Here is a 12,167-nt window from a genome sequence, read left to right as displayed (position 1 = left end):
CGATGCCCGGGAGCTGTTCCTCACCGCCAGTGTGGGCATCGGCGTTTACCCCGCCGACGGACTCGATGCCGGCACCTTGCTGAAGCACGCCGATACCGCCCTTTACCGGGCCAAGGAAAAAGGCCGCAACACCTACCAGTTTTTCAAGGCGGAGATGACCGCCAAGGCCCTGGAACGTTTGAGCCTGGAGACGCAGTTGCGCCGGGCCCTGGAACGGGACGAGTTTTGTCTTCACTACCAGCCCCAGGTCAGTGTGGCCAGCGGCAGGATCGTGGGCGTGGAAGCTCTGCTGCGCTGGGAACACCCCGCCCTGGGCGTGGTCTCCCCGTTGGACTTTATTCCCCTGCTGGAAGAGACGGGGCTCATTGTGCCGGTGGGTGAATGGGTCTTGCGCAGTGCCTGCCAGCAGGCCCGACGCTGGTGGGCGGAGGGCGTCTGCCCCTTCAGCGTGGCGGTCAACGTCTCCCCCTTGCAGCTCAAATCCCCCGCCTTGCTGCCCTTGGTGGAAGATCTGGCCGGGGATTGCGGCGAGGCGCCGGCCGGTTGCCACCTGGAACTGGAAATCACCGAAAGCCTGCTCATGGAACAGGCCCGGGAGAGCGCTTTGCAGTTGGAGGCCCTCTCGGCCCTGGGGGTGGGCATCGCCCTGGACGACTTCGGCACCGGCTATTCCTCCCTGTCCTATCTCAAACGTTTTCCCATCGACAAAGTGAAAATCGACCGCGCCTTCATCGACGAGGTGAGTTCGGACCCCGGTGATGCCGCCATTGCCACCGCCATTATTGCCATGGCCCACACGCTGAACAAAGAAGTGGTGGCCGAAGGGGTGGAAAACGAGGACCAACTGGCCTTCCTTCGAGCCCGGGGCTGCGACAAATGGCAGGGTTTTTTAAAGAGCCGGGCTGTTCCCGCCACCGCCGTCACCACCATGCTGGCTGCCCAGGTGCCGCCCCGGCGTGAACCCGGGCCTTCCCAGAGCGACTGACACGGGGGTCGAAGCGACCGCCGCGACCCCGGGGGCTGACAAGTGGCGAGGGTGAATCTGTTCGCGGTGCTGGCGCTGGGCGCCATCGTGTTGCTGCTTGCCGGCAGTTTTCTTGCCGGCGCCCATCTGAGCGCCCCCCACCACGCCGAGGTGGGCGACCCGCCCCCGGATCTGCCCGCCGAGGCGCTGTGGATCCGCCGCGGCGAGACCTTCCTGGCCGCCTGGTTCATTCCCGTGGCCAGGCCCCGGGGGGCCGTGCTGCTGCTGCACGGGGTACGGGCCGACCGCCGTTCCATGGTGGGGCGGGCGCGGTTCTTCCAGCGCCACGGCTACGCCGTGCTGATGGTGGATTTTCAGGCCCACGGCGAAAGCGCCGGCAAGGCCATCACCTTCGGCTACCTGGAATCCCGGGACGCCGAGGCGGCCTTTGATGTCCTGCGCGCGCGCCTGCCCGGCATGCCGGTGGGGGTGGTGGGGGTGTCGCTGGGCGGGGCCGCGGCCGTGCTGGGGGAGGTGGCGGAGCGGGCCGATGCGCTGGTGCTGGAAGCGGTGTATTCCACCTTCGAGCGTGCCGTGGCCAACCGGCTGGCCCACCGGTTCGGCCCCCTGGCCCGCCATGCCTCTTTCGTCCTGAGCTGGCAGACCCTGCCCCGCTTCGGCATCACCCCGGGCTGGCTGGCCCCCATGGAACGGCTCGCCCGCCTGCGCACGCCGCTTTTGCTCATCGCCGGCGCGGCTGACCCCTACACCACGGCGGCAGAATCGCGGCGCCTGTTTCAGCGCGCCCGGGAACCAAAGCGCCTGTGGCTGATTCCCGGCGCCGGCCATGAAGATTTCCATGCCTACGCCCCCGACGAGTACGAGGCCCGGGTGGCGGCTTTTTTTGCCCGCCATCTGGCCCGGCCTTAGCGGGCGCCTTCTTCCTCCACCAAGGCCTGCAGCGGTGCCAGGTGGCGGGCGTAGTGTTGCCACCGCCCCACGGCGCTGCCGTACACCGGCCGGCGCACCTGGCGGTAACTGGCGGTGAGCACCCGGCGGGGGTTGGTGTGGGGCGCAAGGCAGCGGGGGTCAAAGGGCAGGCCGAGAAAGTCGATGAGGCGCCGGCTCACTGTCTCGGGCTCGCGCACCAGGTCTTCGTAGTCCACGGTGAGCAGCGCCAGCGGCAGGGTGTCGGCCCAGTGGGCCATGAGGCGGCGGTATTCGCGGTAATACCGGGCCAGATCGTCCAGATCGTAGCTGTAGGGATGGCGGGCACTGAAGTTGTGGGTGTAGCAGGACAGGCAGGTGTCCAGGGGGTGGCGGCGGCAGTGGATCACCCGCGCCTGGGGAAACAGCAGGCTGATCAGGCCCAGATTGATGAAATTCTGGGGCAGCTTGTCAGTGACCCGCCGGGCACCGGGGGCGAGGCGCTCCAGCTCAGCCAGGTAGCAGCCGGCATAGTGTTCCAGGTCCGCGGCGCTGAAGTGCTCCGGCGCCAGGCTTTCCGCCGCCCGGCCGCAGGCGGCGCTCATTTCATTGATGAGCGAGGGCAGGGTCTCCAGCTCGCCGCCGCCGGCCACCTGCGGATGGCTGCTCACGATTTGTTCCACCAAGGTGGTGCCCGAACGGGGCATGCCGACGATGAACACCGGCCGCGTTGAGCCGTGCCCGGCGCGGGCCGCGCCCCGAAGTGCCTCCCGCTGCCAGTTTTGCCGCCGGGCCGCCATGCGGGCGGCGAAGGCATCGCCGTCGAAATCGGCGCCGTGGCAGCGGTTGGCCCGCTGGTAATGCTTCCAGGCCCCTTCGTAATCGCCGGCGGCATCCAGGGCGTCTCCCAGGGCAAAGCTGAGGTATTCCGTTTCTGTGGCGCTGAGGCCGGGGTCAGCCAGGGCTTGTTGCAAGTCGGCGATGAGCGCGGCGCTGCCGGGCGGCTCCAGGCGGGCGCGCGCCAGCAGCACCAGGGGCTCGGCGCCATGGGCGGGGAGCAGGGCGGCCAGTCGGGTCTGGGCCGTGGCCGTCTCCCCCAGGCGTTCCAGGGTGCTGACCTCGCCGATGCGGGCTTCGAGAAAATCCGGCGCCAGGGCCTGGGCCCGGCGAAAGCCCGTGAGCGCCGTCTCCAGCTCCCCCATGTCCGCCTGCACCGCCGCCCGGGCGCACAGGGCACTGGCGCTCTCGGGTGCCAGGCTGAGCGCCTGTTCGTACAAGGCCCGGGCCTGGGGCAGATAGCCCTGCTGGTGCAGTGCCCGCCCGCGCAACACCAGGGCGTCGACCCGGTCCCCCTGCTGGGCCAGGCCGGCGGCGAAGCTGCGTTCCGCTTCGGCAAAGCGGCCAAAGTGCAACAGCACCCGCCCCAGGGAGAAGGCGGCGTCGGCCAGCTCCGGCCGGGCGGCGAGGGCGGCACGGAAATGGTGCTCGGCGCCCGCCAGGTCGCCGCTCAGTTCCAGCACTTGTCCCAGATTCAGGTGGGCTTCGGGAAAATCGGGCCTGAAGCGCAGGGCCTGGCGGAGCTGTCCGGCGGCCTCCCGCCACTGGCCTTGCCGGGCCTGGGCGATGCCCAGCATGCAGCGGGCCTCGGCATCGTGGGGCCGATGGGCGCAGACCTGGGCAAAGGCCCGCGCTGCTGCGGCATTGTCGCCGGCCGCAAGGGCGGCATAGCCTTTTTTGCGACGGGCGCGGGTGAGGGTGTTTTCTTTCGCCATAAATCCCTGTGTCGGCTTGTCGGCGCCATGTTTGACCGGCTGCCGGGGAGGCCCGCTGGGGGGGGATGATCCCTCAAAACATTGTATTGCGGGGCGCCGCCTTCGGCGCGAGGCCGCCGCTGCCAACGATCCGGGTCAATCGTCCCCCGCCTGTTTTGCTTCCTGCCAGCGTTTTTCCAGTTCTTCCGGTGGACATTGGGACACTTCCCGTCCCTGCTCGCGCAGGCGCTTTTCCAGATGGCGAAAGCGCCGTTCAAAACGGCGGTTGGCGGCGCGCAGGGCGGTTTCCGGATCCACCCCCAGATGACGGGCAAGGTTGGTGCAGGCAAACAGCACATCGCCCAGTTCATGCTCCAGCCGCCCAGGATCGGCGCGTTCCAGCTCCGCCCGCAACTCGTCGATCTCTTCGTGAAGCTTGTCCAGCACCGGCGCGGCTTCGGGCCAGTCGAAACCCACCCGCGCTGCGCGCCGTTGTAATTTGCAGGCCCGCGTAAGGGCGGGCAGGGCGGTGGGCACGCCGTCCAGCGCACCCCCCTGCGCGTCACCTTTGTCTGCCCGCTCCGCTGCCTTGTGCTGTTCCCAGGCCGCGGCCTGGGCCGCGGCGGAGTCAATCCTGGCCTCGCCGAAAACATGGGGATGGCGGCGGATCAGCTTGGCGCAGAGGGCGGCGGTGATATCATCAAAGTCAAACAGACCCTGCTCGGCGCCGAGCTGGGCGTGGAACACCACCTGGAACAACAAGTCCCCCAACTCCTCGCGCAGCGCCCCGGCATCGCCCTGCTCAATGGTGTCCACCACTTCATACGCCTCTTCCAGGGTATAGGGTGCCAGACTGGCGAAGCTCTGCTGGCGGTCCCAGGGGCAGCCCCCCTCGGGGTCGCGCAAGGCAGCCATGATGCCGAGCAGTTGAGTGAGGGCAGTGCTCAAAGCGTTTTCCTCGGTTAGGTCTTGAGAACGCTTAACATACGGCCTTCAGGGTGCCGGTTTCAAACTGGGGATTGAGTCCGCCGCGGCCTGCGGGCGGACTTTCTCCCCCTCAGGCACTATGATCATGCCACCCAGACGAAGCAGAAAGGCGTCCTCATGGAATGGCTGGAGCAACTGACCCGATGGACCGGCACCGTATCCGGACTGCTGTGGGGCAATGCCGTTACCCTTATTGCCCTGTTGGGCACCGGCGTCTACCTCACCTGGCGCCTGCGCCTGGTGCAGATCCGCGGTTTCCGTCACGCCCTGCATCTGATCGGCGGCCGCTACGCCAGCCACCGCGACGTGGGCGAAGTGTCTCATTTTCAGGCTTTGGCCACTGCGCTGTCCGCCACCGTGGGCACGGGCAACATCGCCGGCGTGGCCACCGCCATCGCCCTGGGCGGGCCGGGGGCCTTGTTCTGGATGTGGGTGACGGCTTTTGTCGGCATGGCCACCAAGTTTGCCGAATGCACACTGGCGCTCAAGTTCCGCGAAGTTGCGCCTGACGGCACCGTGGCCGGCGGTCCCATGTACACTTTGTTGCATGGCCTCAGGCGGCCCCGGCTGGCGGCCACCTTTGCCACTTTTGCTCTCATCGCCTCGTTCGGCATCGGCAACATGGTGCAGGCCAACTCGGTGGTGGACGGCTTGGGCTTCATCTTCCCTGCCGTCAGGGAAAGTGGCTGGCTGCCGGGTCTGGTGATGGCCGCCCTGGTGGGCATGGTGATCCTGGGGGGGGTGCGCCGCATCGCCAAAGTGGCCAGCATGCTGGTGCCTTTCATGGCCATATTGTACGTGGCGGCCGCTCTTTTGGTGCTGCTCAATCACTTCAGCGCCATTCCCGCCGCACTGCTCACCATTGTCAGCCACGCCCTCAACCCCTGGGCTGTGGGCGGCGCCGCCGTGGGCGAGGCCATCCGCTGGGGGGTGGCGCGGGGTTTGTTTTCCAACGAGGCGGGCCTGGGCTCCTCCCCCATGGCCCACGCCGCCGCCCGCACCAGGGAGCCCGTGCGCGAAGGCCTGGTGGCCATGATGGAACCCTTCATCGACACCTTGGTGATCTGTACCCTCACCGGCTTGGTGATCGTGGTTACCGGGGCCTATGCGAGCCGCCCGGAGGAGGCTGTCGGCGCCGCTCTCACCGCCTATGCCTTCAGCGAGAGTCTGGGTGATGCCGGCGCCTGGGTGGTGGGCCTGGGGCTGACCCTGTTCGCTTTTTCCACCATCATTGCCTGGAGTTACTACGGCGACCGCTCGGCCAGGTTTCTGTTCGGCGAGGGGGCGGTGCAGCCCTACCGGGTGGTGTACATTCTGGTGGTGGTGCTCGGCGCCGCCGTGCCCTTGCCGCTGGTGTGGAACCTGGCGGACATCACCAACCTGCTCATGGCGCTGCCCAATCTGGTGGGCCTGTGGCTGTTGGCGAAACTGGTGGTCGAACTGCGCACCGATTATTTCTCGCGCCACAGATGAGGGAGCGTGATTTGCCACCCTGGCCTGAGATCGACGGATTGATTCAATAACCGGAGGAACGACGGAATGCGAAACCGTCCGTTGACACGCCGGCCGGCGTTGCTGACGAAAACAGGAACCGCGGCCGTGCCTGTGGGGCGCTTTGAGTCTGGCACCCGGGCCTTTGGTTCTGATACGCCGTTTTCCGGGGCGGTCCGCCCCGCCGTGGCAGCGGGCGTGCCGGGCGGCCTGGTGCAACGCGCGCCGTTGACGCCAAAAGAACGGGCAGTGGATCTCACCTCAGGGCGTTTTCGCAATGACCGCCGGCTCCAGCGCGCCTTCGACAACACCCCGCCCATGGGTTTCGGCGAGGCCGGGGAGGCGGTGCGCAAAGTCCAGCAGGCCCTGCTTGATCTGGGCTTCGATATGCCCATCACGACCAGGCAGGGCACCCGGGAGCCCGACGGCGTTTTCGGCGCCGAAACCCGCCGTACCGTCAAAGCCTTCCAGACCATGCAGGGGATCGCCCGGGACGGCATCGTCGGCCGCCAGACCCTGGGCGAACTGGAGGGGCGCCTTACGGGCCGCCCCGCCACCGGCACCCCGGCGCCTTTCACCGTCCCGCCCGGCAGTGCGATTCACATTAGCACCGTCGATAAAACGCCGCCGCGCTTCGATCCGTGCACCAACGACCTGGGGTATGGAAAATTCATCTGGGAAGTGACATGGCGGACCAATGCGCGCAACGGTTACATTGTTCAGGAAATGGCCTCAGCGCAGCAGGGCGAATTTTGTACTGGCGGGCCGGATGCCGGCGTCGCGCCCGGGGCCCCCCTGTTCTGGGAAGCGTGGCGGGTGCAGCAGGACGGCACCGTGCACCCGCCCCCGGGCAGGGACACCTGGCAGGTTCCTGTGCCTCCGGCACACCGTGGCACCTGGCAGCTCACGGGCAGGGTGTTCTTTGTTGCGCAACTCGATCCCGCGGCCGGCTTCAAAACGGGCAATCTGGCCGCACCCCAGGCCGGCACCCTGTACGCCACCGCGCAGCGTCCGGCCCATCTGGGCCCGGTATTGATGACCCGTCACGCTGCCGGGCGCTGGGACTGCTGCGGCGATCGACGCGTGCATGAGCCCCGCGCCCCTTCCGGGGCGGCCGGCGGAGGCGGGGAAGCCGGCGCGGTTTCCGGCGGCGGGAGCGCGCGACCCGCAGCAGCAAAAGACGGGGGGCTTGCACCCCCACCCACCGGTGGCGGTGGGTCACCATGCCCCCCCGGTTACACCCAGTGCGACTTCATCGACCCGCGTCTCTCCGTTGGTGCGCAATACGCTCTCTACGAACTCTACCGCCGGGGCGCAAAAGCCTGCGCCGATGCCGTGGCCATGCTCAGCGCCGCCCGTTCCGCCATCATCCAGGGCGTGTACAAAGCAGACGAACGGCGGCCCGCGCAAATGGCGCAGCGTCACGGCACCCACTGGTGGAAACTGGTGCCGCCGGGCCGGGGGGCTATGCTGTTTGAGCAGGAAACCCCGCCCATGATGGTCTTTCGCAAACACCTGGCCACCGAGCGGCGCGCCCTGGCCACGGCACTGCAGAAAGCCTGGAACGCCTCAATGACAGGGCAGAGCGCGATTCCCCCCTGGCCGCCTTCGCTTAAACCCTGCCCTGCCAGGCCATCACCGCCTCCGCTACCCCCCGAGCAAAAACGGGCCTGTCCGCCCGGCACATTGCCCGATCCGTCCGGAACATTTTGCCATGTACCTCTGCCCGGTCAGGCCAACACCGAATGCACGGACGCACAGATGGCCACTGCCTTCCAGAGGCAGGAAGACTTTTGTGCCTCCGTCTATGCGGGGTTGGATCTCATTTGCAAACTGGGCCCCGGCGCCTGCGACCTGGGCGGCCCCTTCACCAAAGCTGCCTGCGAAGCCTACGAAAAATTTACCGGCAAGCCCGCACCGGGCAGCAAGCCCGCTGCGTGCAACGAACCCAGAGGCGCGTTCTACGAGAACTGCATCGTCAACACCCTGGCGGGCGGGCGATCCGCCATGCCCTGTTTCCCGGGAACGACGGATCAAATCCGGGAAAAATACCGCCGCTGGCCGGGGAGGGAACAGTAGGACCAGGGTCTGGCCCAAAAACCGCAATACCCCCTTTTTGCTATTCATTCGGAAGTCAGACTGGTTGATCATGCAAAGAGAGGAACCATTGTTCATGGCACCGGAACTGGAACAAACAGCAGTGAAAGTCTCGTTGTGAACCAAAGCTCCGGTTCACCTCACCCCACCCACACCGTCTTGGCGTTTTGAAACTCCCGCATCCCCAAATGGGCCAGTTCGCGACCGTAGCCGGAGGTTTTGATGCCGCCGAAGGGCAGGCGGGGATCGCTTTTTACCAAACCGTTGACGAAGCAGGCGCCGGACTCGACCCGGCGGGCGAAGGTTTCACCCCGTTTGGGATCCGCCGTCCACACGCTGCCGCCGAGGCCGAAGCGGCTGTGGTTGGCCAGCTTCAGGGCGTGGGCCTCGTCGCGGGCACGGATGATGGCGGCCACGGGCCCGAACAGTTCTTCGTCGAAGGCGGGCATGCCGGGGGCGACGTGGGTGAGCACCGAGGCGGGATAAAAGAAGCCGGGTCCGTCCAGCGGCCGGCAGCCCTGGGCGGCGACGGCGCCGCGCTGGATGCTGCTCAGGACCTGGGCGTTGAGCCCGGCGCGCAGATCCTCCCGCGCCAGGGGGGCGAGGCGGGTGGCGGGGTCGGTGGGGTCTCCCGCGTTCAGCGCCGCGGCGGCGCTGATGAAGCGCTCGGTGAAGTCCTCCAGTACTGCTTCCACCACAATGAAGCGTTTGGCGGCAATGCAGCTTTGTCCCGCGTTCAGATAGCGGGAGGTGACGGCCACGGCCACGGCCCGGTCCAGATCGGCGTCGTCCAGCACCACGCAGGCATCAGCGCCCCCCAGTTCCAACACGGTTTTTTTCAAATGGGCGCCCGCGGCCGCCGCCACTTTGCGCCCGGCGTTTTCGCTGCCGGTGAGGGTGACAGCGCGCACGCGGGGGTCGGCGATCACCCCTTCCACCTGGGCTGCGCCAATCATGAGGGTGCGAAACACCCCCGCCGGGAAGCCCGCCTCGCGGATCACCGACTCAATGGCCAGGGCGCACTGGGGCACGTTGGAGGCGTGTTTGAGCAGGCCGGTGTTGCCCGCGGCCAGGGCCGGCGCGGCGAAGCGGAAGACCTGCCAGAGGGGGAAGTTCCAGGGCATGACCGCCAGCACCGTCCCCAGGGGCTGGTAGGTGATGAAGCTGCGCCGGGCGTCGGTGGTGATGTGTTCGTCGGCCAGAAACCTGGCGCTGTGTTCGGCGTAGTAGTCGCATACCAGGGCGCATTTGTCGACCTCGGCGCGGGCCTCGCTGAGCAGCTTGCCCATTTCCAGGGTGATCAGGGCGGCCAGCGCATCGCGCCGGGACCGCAATACACCGGCGCAGTCCCGCAAGCGGGCGCAGCGCTGCGCCAGGGGTGTGGCTGCCCAGGCCGGGGCGGCGCGGCTAGCCTCGTCCAGAGCGGTGGCGAGCTGCTGCTCATCCCAGGCGTCGAAGCGTTGCAGGCATTGGCCGCTGGCGGGGTTGATGGTCTGGAATCCCATGGTGCTTCTTCCCGTGATGCGTGGGCGGTGGCGCTGTGGCTTGCAGTATACCCCCGCCCCTTGACCTCCAGAAGGCGGGCCGCGACAATCCAGCTCCGTTTGGCGCAACAAGACCGGGGACAGGATGGCGATGCAGAAGAAAACGGTTTGTGTATTGGGGGGGACCGGCTTTGTCGGCACGCACTTGGTGGAGAAGCTGGCCGAGGCCGGGTATCAGCTGCGGGTGCCGACCCGCCATCCCGAGCGTCACCGCGAGTTGCTGGTGCTGCCCCACATTGATTTGGTCGAGGCCGATGTGGCCGACGACGGTGCACTGGCGGCGTTGCTGGGGGGCTGTGCCGCCGCCGTCAATCTGGTGGGCATCCTTCATCCCCGGGGGGACGATACCTTCCAGCATGTGCACGTGGAGCTGCCACGGCGTCTGGCCCGGGCCTGCAAGGCGGCCGGGGTGCGCCGTCTGCTGCACATGAGCGCCCTGGGTGCGCACGCCGGGGGTGCTTCGGAGTACCTGCGCAGCAAGGGCCGGGGGGAGGATGCCGTGCACGCCGAGGCCGACGACAAGCTGGCGGTGACCAGCTTCCGCCCCTCGGTGATTTTTGGTCCCGGCGATCACTTTTTCGAGCACTTCGCCGGCCTGCTGGCGCGCGCACCCCTGCTCCCCCTGCCCTGTCCCCAGGCCCGCTTTGCGCCGGTATTCGTGGGGGATGTGGTCGGCGCCATGGTGCGGGCGCTGGTCCTCAAGGCCACCTGTGGCCAGCGCTATGATTTGTGCGGTCCCAAAAGCTATACCCTGCTGGAGCTGGTGGAATACACCGCCAGCGTGCTGGGTCTGAAACGGCGCATCATTCCCCTGTCCGACGCCATGTCGCGGCGCATGGCCCGGTTGGGCGAGCTGGCACCGGGCAGGCCCTTTACCCGGGACAACTACCTTTCCATGCAGACCGACGCTGTGTGCAGCGGCCCCTTCCCGGAGGTGTTTGGCATCACGCCGGGTGCGGTGGAAGCCCTGGTACCCTATTATCTGGGCCACCAGGACCAGCGCGGTCTGTACGACACCTACCGCCGTCAGGCGCGGCACGAGTATTGATTTTTCGCCACGGATACCCAGACCGCCGGTTTGAAGTTTCTTTTCAATTTTCGTAAGGCGCGGGGTGTGATCAACAAATCCCCCCAAGCTCTCCAAACCCCATGAACGTCTACCAAGTCGGCGGTTCGGTGCGCGATCAGCTGTTGGGTCTGCCGGTGAAAGACCGGGACTGGGTGGTGGTGGGGGCCACGCCCGAGGATCTGCTGGCGCTGGGGTACAAGCAAGTGGGCAAGGATTTCCCTGTTTTTCTCCACCCGGACACCCACGAGGAATATGCCCTGGCCCGGACCGAGCGCAAAACCGCGCCCGGCTATCACGGTTTCACCGTGCACGCAGCGCCGGATGTGACCTTGAAGGAGGATCTGCGCCGCCGCGACCTCACCATCAACGCCCTGGCCCTGACGCCGGACGGAACGCTCGTTGACCCCTTTGGCGGTGCCCGGGATCTGAAGGAGCGCTGGTTGCGCCACGTCTCCCCCGCCTTTGCCGAAGACCCCGTGCGAATCCTGCGCCTGGCCCGGTTCAGTGCCCGCTTTGCCCCCCTGGGATTTCGCGTGGCAGCGGAGACGCTGGCCCTGATGCGGGACATGGTGGCGGCGGGGGAGGTGGACGCCCTGGTGCCGGAGCGGGTCTGGCAGGAGACCGTGGGGGCCTTGGGCGAGGCCCAGCCGGCCCGGTTTTTTCAGATGCTGCGCGCCTGTGGTGCCCTGGCCCGGGTGTTTCCCGAGCTGGACCGCCTGTTCGGCGTGCCCCAGCCGCGCCAGCATCATCCGGAAATCGATGTGGGCGTGCACACCCTCAGCGTACTCACCCAGGCCGCCGCCCGCAGCGCCTCGCCCAGGGTCCGTTTCGCCGCTTTGCTGCACGATCTGGGCAAAGGCCTGACGCCCGCGGCCCAATGGCCCCGCCATCTGGGGCATGAGGCGCGGGGCCTGGCCGCAGTGAAGGCGGTGTGCGCCCGCCTGAAGGTGCCCCGGGAGTACCGGGCCCTGGCGCTGCTGGTGGGGGAGTTCCACGGCCACAGTCACCGCGCTTTGGAACTTCGGCCTGCCAGCGTGGTGAAGTTGCTGGAGCGGCTGGACGCCTTCCGCCGGCCCGAGCGCTTTGAAGAGTTCTTACTGGCCTGCCGGGCCGATGCCGCCGGCCGGCCCGGTTTCGCGGAGCGGCCTTATCCCCAGATGAGTTTCCTGCACCGGGCCTGGAGCGCCGCCCGCGCCGTCGATCCCCGATCCCTGCTGGCGGCGGGGTGGCAGGGTGCGGCGCTGGCGGGGCGCCTGCGGGCGGCGCGGCGCGCGGCCATCGCTGCCCTCTCCGCACCGCCCTGAGCTGTAGCCTGCTCCGCCCCGGCCGATACAGTG

General features: G+C 67.6%; 9 protein-coding genes. 6 read left to right on the top strand and 3 right to left on the bottom strand.

All coding sequences use genetic code 11. The features are described from left to right. Positions 1-985 (top strand): GGDEF domain-containing protein (locus ENJ19_02090; GenBank protein HHM04519.1); only part of this gene is annotated, 985 nt, incomplete at its 5' end. A 42-nt stretch (positions 986-1,027) separates the two neighbouring features. Further along, entirely contained in the window at positions 1,028-1,894 is an 867-nt protein-coding gene (locus tag ENJ19_02085) for an alpha/beta fold hydrolase (GenBank protein HHM04518.1), read from the top strand. Here the strand turns inward: ENJ19_02085 and ENJ19_02080 are convergent. Both ENJ19_02080 and ENJ19_02075 read right to left on the bottom strand, forming a co-directional pair. Continuing rightward, positions 1,891-3,663 carry a sulfotransferase family protein gene (locus tag ENJ19_02080; GenBank protein ID HHM04517.1) on the bottom strand — a complete coding sequence of 591 codons (1,773 nt, stop codon included), beginning with the start codon at positions 3,661-3,663 and terminating at the stop codon, positions 1,891-1,893. The two genes, ENJ19_02085 and ENJ19_02080, sit on opposite strands and share 4 nt — an antisense overlap. Positions 3,664-3,798: 135 nt before the next feature. Continuing rightward, positions 3,799-4,590, bottom strand: a complete 792-nt coding sequence (locus tag ENJ19_02075; GenBank protein HHM04516.1) for a nucleoside triphosphate pyrophosphohydrolase — start codon at positions 4,588-4,590, stop codon at positions 3,799-3,801. Between the two features lie 156 nt (positions 4,591-4,746). Between ENJ19_02075 and ENJ19_02070 the strand changes: the two genes are divergently transcribed. Together ENJ19_02070 and ENJ19_02065 are read left to right on the top strand one after the other, a co-directional pair. Next, positions 4,747-6,102 carry a sodium:alanine symporter family protein gene (locus tag ENJ19_02070; GenBank protein HHM04515.1) on the top strand — a complete coding sequence of 452 codons (1,356 nt, stop codon included), beginning with the start codon at positions 4,747-4,749 and terminating at the stop codon, positions 6,100-6,102. A gap of 66 nt (positions 6,103-6,168) precedes the next feature. Further along, entirely contained in the window at positions 6,169-8,199 is a 2,031-nt protein-coding gene (locus ENJ19_02065) for a peptidoglycan-binding protein (protein HHM04514.1), read from the top strand. Between the two features lie 158 nt (positions 8,200-8,357). On the opposite strand, the gene ENJ19_02060 is transcribed toward ENJ19_02065, so the two are convergent. Then, complete coding sequence (locus ENJ19_02060) at positions 8,358-9,722, bottom strand: NAD-dependent succinate-semialdehyde dehydrogenase (protein ID HHM04513.1); 1,365 nt, start codon at positions 9,720-9,722, stop codon at positions 8,358-8,360. A 130-nt stretch (positions 9,723-9,852) separates the two neighbouring features. Here ENJ19_02060 and ENJ19_02055 point away from each other — a divergent pair, with 130 nt between their 5' ends. Together ENJ19_02055 and ENJ19_02050 are read left to right on the top strand one after the other, a co-directional pair. Further along, positions 9,853-10,809 (top strand): complex I NDUFA9 subunit family protein, encoded by a 957-nt coding sequence (locus tag ENJ19_02055; protein HHM04512.1) that lies wholly within the window; start codon positions 9,853-9,855, stop codon positions 10,807-10,809. A 101-nt stretch (positions 10,810-10,910) separates the two neighbouring features. Further along, complete coding sequence (locus ENJ19_02050; protein HHM04511.1) at positions 10,911-12,134, top strand: multifunctional CCA addition/repair protein; 1,224 nt, start codon at positions 10,911-10,913, stop codon at positions 12,132-12,134. Positions 12,135-12,167: the final 33 nt, after the last annotated feature.

It is taken from the genome of Gammaproteobacteria bacterium (assembly GCA_011375345.1).
GTDB lineage: Bacteria > Pseudomonadota > Gammaproteobacteria > DRLM01 > DRLM01 > DRLM01.
This window is presented reverse-complemented; position numbering and strand designations above follow the sequence as displayed.

Bases quoted from the DNA above. Each gene is read 5' to 3' on its own strand.
- ENJ19_02080 (HHM04517.1), bottom strand. From the start codon at position 3,663: ATGGCGAAAGAAAACACCCTCACCCGCGCCCGTCGCAAAAAAGGCTAT.
- ENJ19_02070 (HHM04515.1), top strand. From the start codon at position 4,747: ATGGAATGGCTGGAGCAACTGACCCGATGGACCGGCACCGTATCCGGA.
- ENJ19_02065 (HHM04514.1), top strand. From the start codon at position 6,169: ATGCGAAACCGTCCGTTGACACGCCGGCCGGCGTTGCTGACGAAAACA.
- ENJ19_02060 (HHM04513.1), bottom strand. From the start codon at position 9,722: ATGGGATTCCAGACCATCAACCCCGCCAGCGGCCAATGCCTGCAACGC.
- ENJ19_02055 (HHM04512.1), top strand. From the start codon at position 9,853: ATGCAGAAGAAAACGGTTTGTGTATTGGGGGGGACCGGCTTTGTCGGC.
- ENJ19_02050 (HHM04511.1), top strand. From the start codon at position 10,911: ATGAACGTCTACCAAGTCGGCGGTTCGGTGCGCGATCAGCTGTTGGGT.